General features: G+C 73.4%; 9 protein-coding genes. 7 read left to right on the top strand and 2 right to left on the bottom strand.

Going from position 1 to position 17,917, the window contains the following annotated elements; genetic code table 11:
- From LCH29_RS42355 to LCH29_RS42325, 7 genes are all read left to right on the top strand, one after another.
- The coding region (locus LCH29_RS42355; RefSeq protein ID WP_446467010.1) for an SDR family NAD(P)-dependent oxidoreductase at nt 1-3,310 on the top strand (3,310 nt) is incomplete at its 5' end.
- Entirely contained in the window at nt 3,303-3,740 is a 438-nt protein-coding gene (locus tag LCH29_RS42350; protein WP_446467009.1) for a nuclear transport factor 2 family protein, read from the top strand. The genes LCH29_RS42355 and LCH29_RS42350, both read left to right, overlap by 8 nt.
- Before the next feature lie 23 nt (nt 3,741-3,763).
- Nucleotides 3,764-4,231: a nuclear transport factor 2 family protein gene (locus LCH29_RS42345; RefSeq protein WP_123106488.1), complete on the top strand. Its 468-nt coding sequence runs from the start codon at nt 3,764-3,766 to the stop codon at nt 4,229-4,231.
- Nucleotides 4,232-4,256: 25 nt separating this feature from the next.
- A complete protein-coding gene (locus tag LCH29_RS42340; protein ID WP_446467008.1) occupies nt 4,257-5,687 on the top strand; it encodes an NAD(P)/FAD-dependent oxidoreductase in 1,431 nt (476 codons plus the stop codon).
- A complete protein-coding gene (locus LCH29_RS42335) occupies nt 5,684-9,646 on the top strand; it encodes a type I polyketide synthase (RefSeq protein WP_446467007.1) in 3,963 nt (1,320 codons plus the stop codon). Before LCH29_RS42340 ends, LCH29_RS42335 begins: the two co-directional genes overlap by 4 nt.
- Nucleotides 9,643-10,053 carry an acyl carrier protein gene (locus LCH29_RS42330; RefSeq protein WP_446467006.1) on the top strand — a complete coding sequence of 137 codons (411 nt, stop codon included), beginning with the start codon at nt 9,643-9,645 and terminating at the stop codon, nt 10,051-10,053. The genes LCH29_RS42335 and LCH29_RS42330 overlap by 4 nt, the downstream gene beginning before the upstream one ends.
- Nucleotides 10,054-10,204: 151 nt before the next feature.
- Entirely contained in the window at nt 10,205-11,071 is an 867-nt protein-coding gene (locus LCH29_RS42325; RefSeq protein WP_446467005.1) for an alpha/beta fold hydrolase, read from the top strand.
- A 71-nt stretch (nt 11,072-11,142) separates the two neighbouring features.
- Here LCH29_RS42325 and LCH29_RS42320 read toward each other — a convergent pair whose 3' ends face one another.
- Both LCH29_RS42320 and LCH29_RS42315 read right to left on the bottom strand, forming a co-directional pair.
- On the bottom strand, nt 11,143-16,155 hold the full coding sequence (locus LCH29_RS42320; protein ID WP_446467004.1) for a type I polyketide synthase: 5,013 nt from the start codon (nt 16,153-16,155) through the stop codon (nt 11,143-11,145).
- Nucleotides 16,156-16,180: 25 nt separating this feature from the next.
- On the bottom strand, nt 16,181-17,917 hold a 1,737-nt coding region (locus LCH29_RS42315), incomplete at its 5' end, for an SDR family NAD(P)-dependent oxidoreductase (protein WP_446467003.1).

Below are 17,917 nucleotides of genomic sequence, written 5' to 3'. Positions count from 1 at the left end.
CCACCGCGTATTCATCGAGGCCAGCACCCACCCCGTCCTCACCGTCGGCATGCAGGAGACGTTCGAGGAAGCCGGGATCCAGGCCGCCACCGTCCCCACGCTGCGCCGCGACCACGGCGGGACGGCGCAGCTGGCGCGGTCGGTGGCCCGGGCCTTCACGGCGGGGGTCGAGGTGGACTGGTCGCGCTGGTTCCCGGCCGATCCGGCGCCCCGCGTCATCGACCTGCCCACGTACGCCTTCCAGCGCGAGCGCTACTGGATCGACGGCGCATCCGGGCCGGGTGGCGATCCGGCCGGTCTCGGGCTGGTGTCGGCGGGCCATCCGCTGCTGGGCGCGGCGGTGGAGTTGGCCGACGGCACCACGCGTCTGCTGACCGGTCGGCTGTCGGCGCGGACCCACCCGTGGCTCGGCGAGCACGTGGTGGCGGGTGCGGTGCTGGCGCCGGGTGCGGTGCTGGTGGAGTGGGCGCTGCGGGCGGCCGACGAGGTGGGCTGCCGCGGTGTGGAGGAGCTGGCGCTCCAGCGGCCGCTGGTGCTGCCCGCGTCCGGGGCGTTGCGGGTGCAGGTGGTGGTGGGGGCCGCGGCGGAGGACGGGCGGCGTGACGTGGCCGTGTACACGTGCCCCGAGGACACCGCGGGTCTCGGCGTGTGCGGGGAGTGGGTGTGCCACGCCAGGGGCGTACTGGCCCCGGCCACCGACTCCCCCGGGCGCAGGCAGGCGGAGGGGCTGGGCGGCACCTGGCCTCCGATGGGCGCGGAGCCGCTGGACGTCGACGGGTTCTACGAGCAGGTGAGGGCGGCCGGTTACGGGTACGGACCGGCTTTCCAGGGCCTGACCGCCGCCTGGCGGCACGGCGCGGACGTCCTCGCCGAGGTGGTCCTGCCCGATGCCGCCGGGGACCGGAGCGGGTTCGGGATCCACCCGGCCCTGCTGGACGCGGCGCTGCATCCGTCGCTGCTCATGGACCGGCCGGAGGGCCAGGAGGACGACGACCGGGTGCGGCTGCCGTTCGCGTGGAACGGCGTGTCGTTGTGGGCCTCCGAGGCGACCCGTGTGCGGGTGCGGCTGGCCCGCGACGAGGCGCGGCAGGGCTTACGGATGACGGTGGCCGATGCGGTGGGCGCGCCGGTGCTCACGGTGGACTCGCTGGTCACTCGCCCGGCCGGTGCGGACGGGTTGCGGGCGGCCGCGGGCGGGCGCGGGGTGGGTGGGCTGTTCACGCTGGGCTGGTCCCCGCTGCCGGTGTCTGCCACCGCGCCGTCGGCGGGGTCGGTGGTGGGTGACGGCGGATGGGTGGTGCTGGGCGAGGATCCGCTCGGCCTGGCGGTCTCGGTGGCGGAGGGCGGCGCGGACGAAGGCATCGTGTGCTACCCGGATCTGGAGGCTCTGGTCGCGGCGATCAAGGCCGGTGCGCCCGCCCCTTCGGCCGTCCTGACGTCCTGCCATGCGTCCGGGGACGTCGTCGACGCCCGGCAGGGGCTGGCGGTGGTGGACGGGCTGCTGGGGCTGGTGCAGGGGTGGCTGGCCCGGACGGCGCTGGCCGATGCCCGGCTGGTGGTGGTCACGCGCGGCGCGGTGGCCACGGCCGATTCCGGTGAGGGCACCGTGGATCCGGTCGGGGCCGGGGCGTGGGGGCTGATCCGCAGCGCCCAGTCGGAGAACCCCGAACGGTTCGTTCTGCTCGACCTCGATCCGGGGCTCGACCCCGATCCCGGTGGCGATGGCGGCGTCGCCGCGCAGGCGGTCGTCCGCGCGGTGGATGTGCATGAGCCGCAGGTGGCGGTGCGTACGGGACGTGTCCTGGTGCCCCGGCTGGGGCGGGCCGGAGCCGGTGGCGCGGTCCCGGTGGACACCGCCGAAACACCCGGTGCCGGTGCGGTCCTCGACCCGGACGGCACCGTGCTGATCACCGGTGGGACGGGCACGCTGGGCCGCCTGGTGGCCGAGCACCTGGTGCGCACCTGGGGCGTCAAGCATCTGCTGCTCGTCAGCCGACGCGGTCCGGACACCACCGGCACCCCAGAACTGATCGTAGAATTGGGCGAGTTGGGCGCACAGGTACACATCTGCGCCGCGGATGTCACCGATCCGGCGGAGGTGGCGAACCTGGTCGTCGGGGTCGACCCGGCGCATCCGCTGACCGGTGTCGTCCACGCCGCCGGGGTGCTGGACGACGCCGTTCTCACCTCCCAGACGCCGGAGCGACTGGCCCGGGTCTGGGATCCGAAGGCCACGGCCGCGGCGCATCTGCACACGGCGACGGCGGATCTGCCGCTGGCCCTGTTCGTGGTGTTCTCCTCGACGGCGGCCACCCTGGGTTCGTCGGGGCAGTCCAACTACGCCGCGTCGAACGCGTTCTGCGACGCCCTGGCCGCCCACCGTCGCGCCCTCGGCCTGCCGGGGGTGTCGGTGGCCTGGGGCCTGTGGGCCGACGCCAGTGGCATGACCGGGCACTTGGACGAGACGGACCGGGCCCGGATGGCGCGTTCGGGCATCGGGGCGATGTCCGGTGAGCGGGCGCTGGGGCTGCTGGACGCCGCCGTCCGGCACGGCGCGCCGCATCTCGTCGCCATCGACCTGGACGTACGGGCGCTGGCCGGGCAGCCCGCGCTCACCCTGCCCGCCCCGCTGCGGGCGCTCACCGGTGGCGGTCCGGCGCGGCGCACCGCCGCCACCGGTCGCGCGCACACGGACTGGGCCGACCACCTTGCCGCGCTCCCCCGGGACGAGCAGCACCGGGTGCTGCTCACGCTGGTGCTCACGCACGCCGCGGCCGCGCTCGGCCACTCCGATCCCGGCCGGATTCCGGCCGAACGCGGCTTCCTGGACCTGGGCTTCGACTCACTGACCGCGATCGAGCTGCGGAACAGGCTGACCGCCGTCACCGGGCTGCGGCTGGCCACCACGCTCATCTTCGACCAGCCCAACCCGGCCGCCCTCGCCGCGCATCTGCACGCCGAGCTGGCGCCCGGGGACGTGGATCCGCTCACTCCGGTGCTGGGCGAGCTGGAGCGGATGGAGGGCACGCTGCTCACTGTCGCCCGGGACGAGACGGCGTGGGACGCGCTGCGCACACGCCTGCGGAGCACGCTGTCGAAGCTGGACGCCCTGCACGGGGGCGCCCCGGCCCCGGCGGAGAGCGCCGCGGAGAGCGCAGCGGAGGGCGCCGAGGTGAGCGCGGAGGTGAGCGGCCGCATCCAGGACGCCAGCACCGACGAGATCTTCCAGTTCATCGACCAGAACCTGGGCCGCGGTGACGGCAGTCGCGCGGAGAGCGACGGAGAGCACAGGGGAGCATACGTTGATTGACGAACGAAGCCGGAAGAAGCTCATCCTCGAGCACAGCCGTCGGCTGAACGCCGCGGATGTGGACGGGCTGCTGGAGCTGTACGCGGACGACGTCACCTTCGAGGACCCGGTCGGCTCGGGCCCGCGCAGCGGGCGGGACGCGCTGCGGGCGCACTTCGAGGAGCTGGCCGCGGCGGGGATCGCCGAGGTTCCCGGCGAGCCGGTGGCGGGGCAGGACGGTGTGCATGTGCTGGTGCCCGTCACCGCCACCATGGGCTACCTCCCGAAGGGGCCGGGGTTCGCCGACCGCGGCTGGCTGACGGCGCCCGACGCTCCCGAGGACGCCCGCATCACCTGGGACTACGTGCTGATGATGCGCGCCGGGGCCGGTGGCCTCATCCAGGAGCTCCAGAAGTTCTGGGGGAGGTCCGACATTGGAATCCCGGAATAACAACCACGGCACAGGAGGCGTTCATGGCCGATGAGGCGACTCTCAAGAAGATGGCGGTGGAGTACGCCCGGCGCATGAACGCCGGTGATGTCGATGACGTCCTCGCACTGTTCTCGGATGACATCGTCTTCGAGGACCCGGTCGGCGCGCCGCCGCTGATCGGCAAGGAGGCACTCCGCGAGCACATCGCGTGGTCCATCGAATGCAAGGTGCACGAGACGCCGGGTCGCCCGGTCACCTCGATGGACGGCCGGCGGGCGGCGGTGCCGACCACGGTCACGGTCTACGCGCCGACGAAACTGACCTTCAGCATCATCGGTGTCATTGAGCTCGGTGATGACGGTCTGGTCCATCACGCCCAGGCGTTCTGGGGCATCACGGACACCAAAGTGGGTGATGGCCCCGAACTCACCGGCGTCGCGCACTTCATGGCCGTCACCCAGAACCTCGCTCGGATGGTCCAGGCCAAGGGCAGCCCCAGTCCGATGTAAGTGGTGAAGGGACGAGAACAGAACCATGACCGAACCGAAGCGCGGAATTGTCCTCGGCGGCGGCTGGGCGGGGATGTTGGCCGCCCATGTGCTCGCCCGCCATCTGGAGAGCGTGACCGTCGTGGAGCGCGATGTGCTGCCGGACGGGCCCCGCCACCGCAAGGGCTCGCCCCAGGCGCGCCACGTCCATGTGTTGTGGTCCAGTGGCGCCCGTATCGTCGACGCGCTGCTGCCCGGCACGATCGACCGGTTGCTGGACGCGGGCGCCCGCCGGGTCGGATTCCACGAGGACCTGGTGACGCTGACCTCACACGGCTGGCAGCACCGCTTTCCGCCGCGGCAGTACGCCCTCATGTGCACCCGGCCGTTCCTGGACTGGATCGTCCGCGACCAGATCCTGGCGGCCGGGCGGATCTCCGTACGGTCGCGCGCCGAGATCCTCGACCTGGCCGGGGACGGCAAGCGGGTCGCCGGGGTGCGGGTGCGGGACATGGACACCGGGGCCCTCGAAACCCTGGAAGCGGACCTGGTGGTCGACGCCTCGGGGCGCGGCTCCCGGCTGCGGCACTGGCTGTCGTCGCTGGAACTGCCCCCGGTCGAGGAGGACATCGTCGACGCGGGTATCGCGTACGCCACCCGGGTGTTCCGGGCTCCGCCGGGGGCCACCGCCGGATTCCCCGCCGTCAACGTGGCCGCCGACCACCGGGTGCGCGAGCCCGGCCGCTTCGGGGTGGTCTATCCGCAGGAGGACGGCACCTGGATGGTGACCCTGTCCTGCACCCGTGGCGCCGGACTGCCCACGCACGACGACGACTTCCTGCCGTACGCGCAGACACTGCGCCATCCGCTCGTCGCCGACCTCATCACCCTGGCCGAGCCGCTGACGTCGGTGGCGGTGTCCCGCGTCGGCGCCAACCGCCGGCTGTATCCGGAACGGCTGGACACCTGGCCGGAGGGGCTGCTCGTCCTCGGGGACGCGCTGGCCGCGTTCAACCCGATCTACGGCCACGGGATGAGCGCCGCCGCACGCAGTGCCGCCGCGCTCGACGCGGAGCTGGGGCGTTCCGGATACGATCCGGCGCGGACCCGGCGGGTGCAGCAGGCGGTCAGCGCCGTGGTGGACGACCCGTGGATCATGGCCGCGTCCAAGGATGTCGAATACGTCAACTGCCGTACGGATGTGACGGATCCGCGGCTGACCGGTGGGGTGGTGGCGCGGCAGCGCTTCTCCGACCTCATCTCCGACCGGGCGATCCGCGCCTCCGCGGTGTGCGACGTGGTGACCGATGTGATCAGCCTGACCGCCCCGCAGTCCGAGCTGGCGTCCAGCCGCTTCCTGTCGCTGATGCAGCGGGACCGGCCGCTGCCGGAACTCACCGCGCCGCCGCTGCGCCCCGAAGAACTCGCCCTGGTGGATCTGAATCCGCGCAGCACGGTGGCCGGGCGACTGTCATGACGGCCGAGGAAAAGCTCGTCGACTACCTCAAGTGGACCACGGCCGAGCTGCACGAGGCCCGGCAGCAGCTGCGGGACCTGCGGTCGGAGCGGGAGGCCCCGATCGCGCTCGTGGGCATGGCCTGCCGCTTCCCCGGTGGCGTCAGCACACCGGAGCAGCTGTGGGATCTGGTGGCCGGTGAACGGGACGCCGTCTCCGGCCTTCCCACCGACCGCGGCTGGGATCTGGAGCGGCTCCACCACCCCGGCCCGGGCCACCACGGCACCTCGTACGTCCGCGCGGGCGGCTTCCTCTACGACGCGGGCGCGTTCGACGCGGAGTTCTTCGACATCGGTCCCCGCGAGGCCGCGGCCATCGAACCGCAGCAGCGGATGCTGCTGGAGCTGGCCTGGGAGGCGACGGAGAGCGCGGGCATCGATCCGCTGACGCTGCGCGGCAGCTCCACCGGCGTGTACACGGGCGTGATGTACCACGACTACGCCGCACGGCTGAGCGACATCCCGGAAGACCTGCTGGCGCACGTGGGGAACGGCAGCGCCGGAAGCGTGGCGTCGGGCCGGATCGCCTTCACCCTGGGGCTGCGGGGCGCGGCCGTCACGCTGGACACGGCGTGTTCGTCGTCGCTGGTGGCGATGCATCTGGCCGCGCGGTCCCTGCGTGAGCGGGAATGTGCCCTGGCGCTGGCGGGCGGGGCCGCCCTGATGTACTCCCCGAGCGTGTTCCAGGTGGCCTCCGGTCAGCAGCAGCTCGCCCCCGATGCGCGGTGCAAGTCCTTCGCGGACGCGGCCGACGGCATGGTGTACGGGGAGGGCGCCGGTCTGGTGCTGCTGGAGCGGCTGTCCGACGCGCGGCGCCACGGCCACCGGGTGCTGGCGGTACTCCGCGGTTCGGCGATCAACCAGGACGGCGCCAGTACGGGGATGGCGGCACCGAACGGCCCGGCCCAGCAACAGCTGATCCGGGACGCACTGACGGACGCCGGGCTGACGGCGGCCGATGTGGACGCGGTGGAGGCGCACGGCACCGGTACCGCGTTCGGCGATTCCATCGAGGTGCAAGCGCTGCTGGCCACCTACGGTCAGGAGCGGCCGCCCGATCGGCCCCTGCTGCTGGGGTCGGTGAAGTCGAACATCGGGCACACCCAGTCCGCCGCCGGGCTGGCCGGTGTCGTCAAGATGGTGATGGCGATGCGGCACGGGGTGCTGCCGCGGTCCCTGCACATCGACCGGCCCACCCGGCTGGTGGACTGGCGCAGGGGTGCGGTGCGGCTGCTGACGGAGCGTACGGTGTGGCCGGTGCGCGACGAGGGCCCGCGGCGCGCCGGGGTGTCCTCCTTCAGCGCGAGCGGCACCAACGCTCATCTGATTCTGGAGCAGGCGCCCCCGCCCGTTCCCGCCGGTGGCGATGTGCCGCACGCGGGAGTGGTGCCCTGGGTGCTGTCCGCGCGTGGCGCGGCGGCGTTACGGGGCCAGGCGCGGGCTCTGGCCGCCCATGCGGGCCAGCATGCGGGCGTGTCACCGCGCGATGTGGGGTGGTCGCTGGTCACGACGCGGTCGGTGTTCGACCACCGGGCCGTCGTGATCGGCGAGGGGCCGGACGAGTTGCGGGCGGGGCTGGAGGCGCTGGCGGCCGGGGAGCCGCATCCGGCCGTGGTCGGGCCGGGTGTGGTCCGTAACGGCGGGGCGGCGGCCGCGCCACGCGGGACGGTTTTCCTGTTCGACGGCTTCGACGCGGTGGAAGGCTTCGACGGCGGGGCGGGGCGCGAACTGTACGACCGCTTACCGGTGTTCGCCGCCGCCTTCGACGAGGTGGGCGCGCTGCTGGGAGTGGCGGGGGAACATCCGCCACCGGACTCGGAGACCGGGCTGTTCGCGCTGCACCTCGCGCTGGTCCGGCTGCTGGATGCGGCCGGGGTACGGCCCGATGCGGTGGCCGGTGCGGTAGGCGGTCCCCTCGTCGGTGAGGTCGCCGCCGCGCATGTCGCCGGTGTCCTCGACCTCTCCGACGCCTGCCGCCTCGTCGCGGCCGGGCCCGGCGAACTCCCCCGGGCCATCGGCACGGTGTCGCTGCGCCGCCCGGCGGTCCCGGTCCTGGACGGCCTCACCGGACTGCCCCTGGACGAGCGGATCACCACGCCCGGCTACTGGTGCGGCCGCGACCCGGCCGCGCCACGCTCCGAAGCCCCGAACCTCGGCGAGGCCGGTGTGGTCTGGGCGCTGGGGTCCGGGCGCGGTCTCGCGGACGGGGCGGCGCCGCTGGTGCTGTCGCCGTTCGGTGGCGGTGGCGAGCGGTCCGAGGTGCGCGAGCTGATGTACGCGCTGGCGCGGCTGCACACCACGGGCGCTACGGTCGGCTGGCGCGCCCTCTTCGACGGCGCCCCACCACCGCGTATCGTCCCGCTGCCCACCTATGCCTTCCAGCGGCAGCGGTTGTGGCTGGACCACCAGACGGCGGATGCGGCGCCGGTGACCGAGACATGGGTGGACACCGAGTTCTGGGAGGCCGTGGAGCACGCGGACGTGGCGGCCCTCACCCGGGCCCTCGACGTCCCCGCGGAGCGGCACGGCCTGCTGCGGGAGATCCTGCCCGCGCTGGCCGCCTGGCGGCGGCAGCGGCAGTGGCGCCACCGGATCGCCTGGCAGGCCATGACGGAGGTGGTGGCACCGCGGCTGTCCGGCACCTGGCTGGTCGCGTCGGCAGGCGGTCCGCCCGCCGACGCGGTTGTCGCCGCGCTGCGCGAACACGGCGCCGACGTCGTCGAACTCGGTGCGGAGGGACCGTCGGCCCGCGCCCTCGCCGAACGGATATCCGACGCCGCCACCGGGCGGTTCGTCGCCGGTGTGCTCTCGCTGTCGGCCCTGGACGAGACCCGGTCCCCGGCCGACGACGGCCGAAGCCCGACGCTGGCCCCGACCATCTCGCTGGTCGAGGCGGTGGAGCGGGCCGGGATCGAGTCCCCGGTGTGGGTGGTCACCCGCGGCGCGGTCGGTGTCGGTCGCGGGGATCCGGTGCTCCGCCCGGAGCAGGCCCAGCTCTGGGGTCTGGGCCGCGCCCTCGCGGTGGAACACCCCCGGTGCTGGGGCGGGTCGGTCGATCTGCCGGACCGGTTCGACGCGCGGGCCGGGCGGCGGCTGGCGGGTGTCCTGGCGGGCCTCCACGGTGAGGGCGAAGTGGCCGTACGCGCCGACTGCTGCTTCACGCCCCGCCTGGTGCGGGACGTGCCCGGAGGCCACCGGGCACACGCCACCGTGTCGGGCGACTGGACCGTGCACGGCACGGTGCTGATCACCGGAGCGGCCACCGCCCTGGGGGCGCACACCGCCCGCTGGGTGGCCGGGGCGGGCGTGGACCGGCTGCTCCTCCTCGACACCACGGCCCCGGACGACGATCTGCTCGCCGAACTGACCGCCTCGGGCCCACAGGTGTCCGTCGCCGCCGTCGACCCGGCCGATCCGGACGCGCTCGCCACCGCCGTGGCCGGTCTTCCGGCCGACGCGCCGCTGACCGCAGTGCTGCATCTCGCGGTGCCGCCGCTCCATGAGGCCGGGCCGCTGGACGCCACGCATATCGAGCGCACGTGGCATGCGGCCGTGGCGGGGGCGCGGAATCTGTGCGCCCTCAGCCTGAAGAGCGACCTGTCGGCCTTCGTCCTCAGCTCCTCGGCCGTGGGTGTGCTGCCCGGCCCAGGGCTGGGCAATCAGGCTCCGGCCCATGCCTATCTGCACGCGCTCGCGCAGGAGTGCCGGGCGCGGGGCGTCCCGGCGACCTCGGTGTGCTGGGGCGCCGTCGACGGCGCCGACCCGGCCACCGGCGCCGTCGAGCGGCCACGGAGCCCGGGAACGTCCGCACTGTCCCCGCGATCGGCGGCCGCTCTGCTGCGGCAGGCGCTCGTGGAGGACGCGGTGTCCGTGGTCATCGCGGACATCGACGAAGCACCCACCAGGCGGGAGAAACGATGAACGCATTCACCGCGGTCAATGGCAGTACCCCCGGCGATCCCTCCGACCCCCAACCGAACGGACCCGAGATGCACACGGAACAGAGCGAGGCCCATCTCGACGGCGCGGCCCTGCACCAGGCGCTGGCCATCGCCACGGCGGAAGAGCGCGAGGACATCCTGCGGGAGACCGTACGGACGCAACTCGCCGACATCCTCTCCCCCACCCCGATCGACGACGACAGCAATTTCCTCGAGAACGGGCTCACCTCGCTGACCGCACTCGAACTCACCCGCAAGCTGATGACGCTCACCGACGTGGAAATTCCCCTCGTCGCCATTCTCGAATATCCCACCCCCGCCCGGCTCGGCCACTATCTCGCCGAGGCGTACGCGGCGGTCGACAGCGGGGACGGCGCCACGGCATAGCGCGCCGCGATACGCAGACGCCGGGCGGGAGGGGGTGAGCCCCCTCCCGCCCGGCGTCTGCATTCCTGCGCATCTTAAGTGCCGCTAATGCGGCGGCACTTGACCATCGAAGATATCGAAGCGCCCGCGCATATCGGGATAGAATTCTTCTATGGATCTTTCCGTGCCCGTAACCGACGATGTGAAATTGCATTTCCGACACCGGCCTGGAACCGCATCCCCCGCCTTCCTCCTCGTCCATGGCATGGCCTCGAACGCCCGGATGTGGGACGAGGTCGCCGACCACCTGGCCGCCGCGGGCCATTCGGTGTACGCGGCCGATCTGCGCGGCCACGGCGAGTCCGACACCCCGGAGAAGGGGTACGACACACCGACCGCCGTCGCGGACCTGGTGGCGGCCTGCGCCGCCCTCGGGCTGTCCGAGGTGGTGGTGGCCGGGCACTCGTACGGCGGCAACGTATCGGTGCGGCTGACCGCCCAGCACCCCGAACTGGTGGCGGGGCTGGCCCTGGTCGACGGCGGCTGGCTCGAACCCGCCAAGGCCTTCCCCTCGTGGGAGGCGTTCGCGGGCGCGCTGCGCCCGCCCGCGCTGGACGGCGCCACCGTGCAGAGCGTGAGCGACTACTTCCGGGACATCCACCCCGACTGGTCGCCGGCGGCGATCGAAGCGGCCGTGGCCACCATGCGGGAGAACCCGGACGGTTCGCTGTCCCGGCGTATGACCCTCGAACAGCACACGTCGATGCTGCGCAGCATCTGGGACGAGCCACCGAGCCCCTGGTACCCGGCCATCTCGGTGCCCACCCTGCTGATGCCCGCCATCCCCAAGGGCGCGGACCCGCAGTGGGCGGACCGCATCCGCTCCCGCATCGAGGCCACCACGGCCACGCTGCGCGGTGCGGCCATGCGCGAATACCTGGACTCGGAGCACGATCTGCACGCCCAGCACCCCCGGCGGGTGGCGGAGGATCTGCTCGACCTGGCCCGTACCGTCCGGCAGGCCCGTGCCCTTCGGTGACCGGCGGCACACGGCGCCCCCCCGTACGGCGTCCCGTACGGGGGGGTTCTTTGCGAACGGGGCCCGGCCGCTCAGGTTCCCAGCTCGCGGTCGATGAGGGCGAATACCTCGTCGGCGGTGGCGGCGGCGAGCTCCTGTTCGTCCGCCGGTTCCCCCTCCTCGTCCTCGGTGGCCGTGTACTTCCACAGGAGGCCCTGGAGACGGTTCACCAGCCCGGTGCGCCTCGGGTCGTCGGCCGCCATTCCGGCGAGCGCCGCCTCCAGCGCGTCGAGGTGTCCGAGCCCCGGGTGGGCGGTGGCGGACTCCTTCGGAGCCAGCTGGGCCAGCAGACAGCCCGCGAGGGTTTCCGGTGTCGGATAGTCGAAGACCACCGTCGTCGGCAGGCTCAGCCCGGTGGCGGCTCGTAGCCGGTTCCTGAGCTCCACCGCCGCGATGGAGTCGAAGCCCAGTTCCTTGAACGGCCTGCCCGGGTCGACCGCCTCCGGCGCCGGATAGTGCAGTACGGCGGCCACATGGCCCCGTACCAGGGCGAGCAGCCGCCCGGTCCGCTCGGCCTCGTCCAGCGCGGCCAGTTCCTCGCGCAGCGCCGCGGCGCAGCCCGATCCGGCGTCCCCTTCCGCGGGCTCCTGGGCGGCCTCGATGGCGTGGCGGGCCTCCGGCACTTCATCGAACAGCCTGCTCGTCCGGGCGAGGGTGAACGGCGGCGCGAAGCGTTCCCAAGCGACATCGGCGATCGTCAGCTGCGGATCGTCGTGGTCGAGCACCTGCCGCAGGGCGTTCAGCGCCCACCGTGGGTCCAGGGGCGAGAGGCCCTGGCGCCGGGAACGCTCGGTGTGCGGGGCCAGTGGCTGCGGCGTATCGCCACCCTCCGACAGGTCCCACAGCCCCCAGGCGATCGAGACCGTGGCCCGGCCCTCGGCCCGCCGGCGTTGTGCGAGCGCGTCGAGGTGGGCGGTTGCTGCGGCGTACGAGCCGTGATCCTTGCTGCCCCAGGCCGTCGCGACGGTGGAGCAGTAGATGACGGTGTCCTCGGGCCCGAGACCACATGCCGCCTCAATGTCCGCCTCGGAGCAGGCGAGTTGAGCGGAAATCTCATCGGCCAGCCGTTCGGGTGTCAGCTCCGTCAGCGGTGCCAGCGCACCGGAGGTCGCGGTGTGGACGACCGTCCCGATCCGTCCGCCCTCCGACGCCAGCCGTTCGACGGTACGGCGGACACCCGCCCGGTCGCCGGGTGTGCAGTCCGCGATCGTCAGCTCGGCTCCGAGCGCGTCCAGCTCGGCCTTCAGCACGGCGTTTCCGTCTCCGTCCTGATGGCCCAGCAGTATGACGCGCTTCGCGCCGTTTTCCGCCGCCCATCGGGCGATGTGGGTCGCCGGGCCGGTGGTGTCGCCGGTGATGAGCACGGTGTCGTGCGGCGTCCAGGTCCGCGGGGGCGCACCGCCGCCGATGGGGGCGGGGGCCAGCCGTCGCCCGTACGCCCCCGGGGCGCGCAGCGCCACCTGGTCCTCGCCGGACGTCCCGGTGAGCACGGCCCGCAGCCGGTCCGGGTCCACCGCGTCGGGACTGGCCGGGAGATCGAGCAAACCGCCCCACAGGGTGGGGTGTTCGAGCGCGGCGACCCGGCCGAGCCCCCAGAGCTGGGCCTGTGACGGCACGGCCACCGGATCGGTGTCGCCGACGGACACCGCCCCGCGGGTGGCACACCACAGGGGCGCCGTGATGCCTCCGTCCAGCAGAGCCTGGAGCAGCGTGAGCGTGCCGGTCAGACCGGTGGCCACGCCATGGGGCCGGGGGTGCGCGGACGTGTCGAGCGCGAGCAGGGACAGGACACCGACCGGTGGCTCCGCATCGGCGTACCGGTCGTGCAGCAGCTCCGTGAGCCGTGCCCGGTCGGTGTCCTCGGCGACGGTCAGCTCGTCCACCTGTCCGCCGCCCGCGCCGAGCGCCCGGACGCAGGCGTTCACCCAGTCGTGTGCGCCGTCGGCCGGGCGGACGACGAGCCAGGTGTGGGCGCCGTCCTCCGGAGTGTTGTCGGTGAGGGGCTGCCACTGGATCCGATAGCGCCAGGAGTCCACGGCGGACCGCTCACGCCGCTCGCGCCGCCATGCCGAGAGCACCGGCAGCACCGTGCCCCACGAGGACCGCGCGCCATGGCCGTCCGGGAGCCGGAGCGCCTCGGAGAGCGCCCGCAGATCCTCACCGTCGACCGCGGCCCAGAACCGCTCCTCGTCCTCGTCCGCCCTCTGCGCCACGCCGGACGGCACCGAGTCGGGCAGCCAGTAGCGCTCCCGCTGGAAGGCGTACGTGGGCAGGTCGACGGCGCGCGGGGCCGCCGGTCCTGTCGGGTGGAGGGTGGTCCAGTCGACGCCGACCCCGGCGGTGAACGCCTGGGCGAGGGAGTGGATCAGCTGCGCCGTGCCGCCGTGGTCACGGCGCAGCGTGGGCACCGTGACGGCCTCGACGCCCGTGTGCTCGAACGTCTCCTGCATACCGACGGTCAGCACGGGGTGGGTGCTGCTCTCGATGAACGCCCGGTGGCCGTCGGTCAGCAGCGCTTCGACGGCGTCGGCGAACCGTACGGGCTCCCGCAGATTCGTCACCCAGTAGCCGCCGTCCAGAGTGGCGGTGTCGATCCGTCCGCCGGTGACCGTGGAGTAGAACGCCACCTTCGACGCGCTCGGCCGGACTCCGGCCAGAACCTCGGTCAGTTCCCCGGTGATCTCGTCGATCTGCGGGCCGTGCGAGGCGTAGTCCACGTCGATCAGGCGCGCCCGCCCGCCCGTCTCCCGGCAGGCGGCCACCGCGTCGGCCACCTGTGCCGGGGGTCCCGAAATGACGGTGGAAAACGGGCCGTTGACGGCCGCCACCCCGACCTCGGCGGCCCGGTCGCCGAGCCCGGCCAGCAGCTTGCCCGCCTGCTCCCGGCCCAGCCCGAGGGACGCCATCGCCCCGCCGCCCGCCAGCCTGCGCAGCGCCCGGCTGCGCAGCGCCATGACCTTGGCGCCGTCCTCCAGCGACAGCGCCCCCGCCACCACGGCCGCCGCGATCTCGCCCTGGCTGTGGCCGACGACCGCGCCGGGCGTCACCCCGTGTCCGGCCCACACCGCCGCCAGGGAGACCATCGCGGCCCAGAGCACGGGCTGCACCACGTCCACCCGGCTCATCTCGGCCGCCCCCTCCGCGCCGCGCAGGACATCGGTGAGCGACCAGTCGACGTACGGCGACAGCGCCCGCTCGCACTCCGCCACCCGCGCTGCGAACACCGGCGAGGCGTCGAGCAGCCCGGCCCCCATGCCCGCCCACTGCGACCCCTGGCCCGGAAACACCAGCACCGGGCCCGGCTCGCCCGCCACGGCGGCGACACCGGGGTGGACGACGCCCGGGTGCGCTTCCCCGGCCGCCAGCGCCTCGACGGCCGCCATCAGCGCGCCCCGGTCCTCGCCGAGAACCACGGCGCGGTGGTCGAACAGCGACCGTGTGGTGACGAGCGACCAGCCCACGTCGGCCACGGGCAGCCGCGGATCCTCCGCCACCCGTGCCGCCAGCGCCGCCGCCTGCCCGCGCAGGGCGCGTTGGCTGCGGGCGGAGAGCACCCACGCGCTGACGTCGGCGGTCGCGCCCGGTGCGTTCTCCACGGTGGTGTCGGCGGCCTCGGACGGCTCTGCGCTCTCAGGTGGCTCTGCGCGCTCGGGCGGCTCGGGGGCCTGCTCCAGGATCAGATGGGCGTTGGTGCCGCTGATGCCGAAGGAGGACACTCCCGCGCGGCGCGGACGGTCGCCCGTCGGCCATGCCACGGGTGCGGTCAGCAGCCGTACGCCCCCGCCCTCCCAGTCCACGTGCGGCGTCGGCTCGTCGATGTGCAGCGTGACCGGCAGGGTCTCCTTCCGGAGCGCCATCACCACCTTGATGACTCCGGCCACGCCCGCAGCCGCTTGGGCGTGGCCGATGTTCGACTTGAGGGAGCCCAGCCACAGGGGCCGGTCGTCCGGCCGGTCGCGGCCGTACGTGGCCAGCAGCGCGTGCGCCTCGATGGGGTCGCCGAGGGAGGTCCCCGTGCCGTGTGCCTCCACCGCGTCCACCTGGTCGGCGGCGAGCCGGGCGTTGGTCAGCGCGTGCCGGATCACCCGTTCCTGCGCCACGTCGTTGGGCGCGGTCAGGCCGTTGCTGGCGCCGTCCTGGTTGACGGCCGAACCTCGGATGACCGCCAGCACCCGGTGGCCGTGGCGGCGTGCGTCCGACAGCCGCTCCAGCAGCACCAGCCCGACGCCCTCGGAGAAGCCGGTGCCGTCGGCGGCCGCGGCGAAGGACTTGCAGCGCCCGTCCGGAGCCAGCCCGCGCTGCCGGGAGAACTCGGCGAACGCGGTCGGGGTCGTGAGCGCGGTGACCCCGCCCGCGAGCGCCAGTTCGCATTCCCCCTGGCGCAGCGCCTGGCAGGCCAGGTGCATCGCCACCAGGGACGACGAACACGCGGTGTCCACCGTCACGGCCGGCCCCTCCAGCCCGAAGGTGTACGCCACCCGGCCGGACACCACGCTGGTGAGGCTGCCGGTGGTGGCGTACCCCTCGAATCCCTCGGGGACCCGGGGCATCCGGGACAGATAGTCCTGGCTGGACACCCCGGCGTACACACCGGTCGGGCTGCCCTTCAGCGACACGGGGTCGATGCCCGCCCGTTCCAGCAGTTCCCAGGACACTTCGAGCAGCAGCCGCTGCTGCGGATCCATCGCCAGCGCCTCGCGCGGGCTGATGCCGAAGAACTCGGCATCGAAGCGGTCGGCCTCGCGCAGGAATCCACCGTGCCGGACATAGCTGGTGCCGGGGTGGTCGGGGTCCGGGTGGTACAGGCCCTCCAGATCCCAGCCGCGGTCGGTCGGAAACTCCTCGATTCCGTCCCCGCCCGAGGACACCAGCTCCCATAACTCCTCGGGCGAGCCCACCCCGCCGGGGTAGCGGCAGGCCATGCTCACCACGGCCACCGGCTCCTGGGACCGCTCCTCCAGGTCCCGTACGCGCTGACGGGCCTGCCCCAGATCCACCGTGACCCGCTTCAGGTATTGGCGGAGCTTCTCTTCCGTACCCGACATCAGTCCTCACTCACGCTACTCGTGATCAAGAAGGCAGTTCCCGGTCGATGAACGCGAACAGTTCGTCATCCGACGCGGCTTCCACGGCCCCGTCGTCCACGGTGTGGCCGACCGCGGCCTCGGGGGCGCCGTCGCCGAGCCGCCACAGCAGGGCCTCCAGCCGCTTCGCCAGCCTGCCGCGGGACTGGTCGTCGGGGACGAACCGGGCTATCGCCCCCTCCAGCTTCTCCAGCTCGCCGAAGACGGGGCCGGAGGTGTCCGCGGCCGCGGGGCACAGCTGTTCCCGCAGGTCCTCGGCGATGGCCGAGGACGTCGGATGCCGGAAGATGAACGTGGCGGGCAGGCGCAGCCCGGTGGCCGCGGCGAGCCGGTTGCGCAGCTCGACGGCGGTCAGCGAGTCGAACCCCAGGTCCTTGAACGGGGTGTCGCTGTCCACCGCCCCGGCATCGGTGTGCCCCAGCACCGCGGCCGCCTGGGTGCGTACCAGGTTGAGCAGTACGCGGTGTTGTTCGTCCGGCGTCAGTCCGGTCAGCCGACCGACCAGCCCGGCGGCGGGAGCGCCGGTGGCCGCGGTTCGTCGTGCGGTGGCCCCGCGGGCGTCGGCGGTGAGGGCGCGCAGCAGGGCCGGGAGGGCGTCGGCGGGCTGTGCGGACAGGGCGCGCACATCGAGGTCGACGGCCGCCGGCTGAGGATCGCCGTGCCAGCAGGCGGCGTCCAGCAGGCGCAGCGCCTGTTCGCCGGACATCGCGGCGATTCCGGACCGGGCCATCCGGGCCAGGTCCGCCTCGGTCAGATGGCCGGTCATCCCGCTGGCCTCGGCCCACAGCCCCCACGCCACCGAAACGCCGGGCAGACCGAGGTTCTGGCGGTGGGAGGCGAGGGCGTCGCAGAACGCGTTGGCCGCCGCGTAGTTGGCCTGCCCGGGGCTGCCCATGACCCCGGCGGCCGAGGAGAGCATCACGAACATCGCCAGCGGAAGGTGCGCGGTGGCGGCGTGGAGGTTGGCCGCGGCGGTGGCCTTGGCTCCCCACACTCGCGCCAGCCGCTCCGGCGATTGCGCGGGAAGCATCGCGTCGTCCAGGGCGCCCGCGGCGTGGATGACGCCGGTGAGCGGATGCGCCGGGTCGATGCCCGCGACGAGTTCGGCCACGGCGGTCGCGTCCGCCACATCGGCTGCCACGATCCGCACCTCCGCGCCCAACTCACCCAGCGCGAGCGCTAGTTCCTTCGCCCCGGGGGCATCGGGACCGCTACGGCTGACCAGCAGCAGATGCCGGATGCCCCAGGTGCGGACGAGGTGTTCGGCCACCTGTCCGCCCAGGGTGCCCGTGCCCCCCGTGATCAGCACCGTGCCCTCAGGATCCACGGGCGCCGGAACATCGAGCACCAGCTTGCCGGTGTGCTTCGCCTGACTCAGATACCGCAACGCCTCCCGCGCCCGCGACAACGGCCACGCCCGCACCGGAGGCGCCACCAGACCCCCCGACGCGAACAGCTCGCTCAGCTCGCCCAGCATCCGGCCGATACGGTCCGGCCCGGCACCCGTGATCAGGTCGTACGCCTCGTACCGCACCCCGGGATACTCGGCCGCGATCCGCTCCGGATCACGGATGTCGGTCTTGCCCATCTCCAGCAACCGGCCACCCTCGGCCAGCAACCGCAGGGAGGCGTCCACGAAGGGCCCGGCCAGGCTGTTCAGCACGACATCCACACCGCGGCCACCCGTGGCCTCCCGCACGACCTGCTCGAAGTCCAGATCCCG

Source organism: Streptomyces sp. BRA346 (assembly GCF_052851135.1).
The sequence above is the reverse complement of the archived record's forward strand: the minus strand, read 5'-3'. Positions and strand labels throughout refer to the sequence as shown.

What these genes read in the sequence shown, in the direction of transcription:
- LCH29_RS42345 (WP_123106488.1), top strand. Translation starts at nt 3,764, where the DNA reads ATGGCCGATGAGGCGACTCTCAAGAAGATGGCGGTGGAGTACGCCCGG.
- LCH29_RS42340 (WP_446467008.1), top strand. Translation starts at nt 4,257, where the DNA reads ATGACCGAACCGAAGCGCGGAATTGTCCTCGGCGGCGGCTGGGCGGGG.
- LCH29_RS42335 (WP_446467007.1), top strand. Translation starts at nt 5,684, where the DNA reads ATGACGGCCGAGGAAAAGCTCGTCGACTACCTCAAGTGGACCACGGCC.
- LCH29_RS42330 (WP_446467006.1), top strand. Translation starts at nt 9,643, where the DNA reads ATGAACGCATTCACCGCGGTCAATGGCAGTACCCCCGGCGATCCCTCC.
- LCH29_RS42325 (WP_446467005.1), top strand. Translation starts at nt 10,205, where the DNA reads ATGGATCTTTCCGTGCCCGTAACCGACGATGTGAAATTGCATTTCCGA.
- LCH29_RS42320 (WP_446467004.1), bottom strand. Translation starts at nt 16,155, where the DNA reads ATGTCGGGTACGGAAGAGAAGCTCCGCCAATACCTGAAGCGGGTCACG.